The sequence below is a fragment of the Pseudomonas sp. BCRC 81390 genome (assembly GCF_030341915.1).
GTDB lineage: Bacteria > Pseudomonadota > Gammaproteobacteria > Pseudomonadales > Pseudomonadaceae > Aquipseudomonas.
This window is the reverse complement of record NZ_JATAAG010000022.1, coordinates 1-230: the sequence shown is the minus strand read 5'-3', so window position 1 is coordinate 230 and position 230 is coordinate 1. Positions and strand designations below refer to the sequence as shown.

Sequence of the window (230 nt, the reverse complement as noted above, 5' to 3'; positions counted from 1 at the left end):
GGCCGTCGAAGACTACGACGTTGATAGGTTGGGTGTGTAAGCGCTGTGAGGCGTTGAGCTAACCAATACTAATTGCCCGTGAGGCTTGACCATATAACACCCAAGCAATTTGCTAGCGCAGATTGCGGTGGTGAAGATGATACGAACCGAAAGTTCGCAACGAACCACGAACATCACATATCCGGATTGGCTGGAGTGTCTACCAAGACGTTCTGGCAACAGAATTTCTT

At 49.1% G+C, this 230-nt stretch carries 1 rRNA gene; it reads left to right on the top strand.

Features of this window, described 5'->3' with window-relative positions:
* Positions 1-93 (top strand): 23S ribosomal RNA (locus QSV36_RS10790); the annotation flags it as partial.
* Positions 94-230 lie beyond the last annotated feature (137 nt).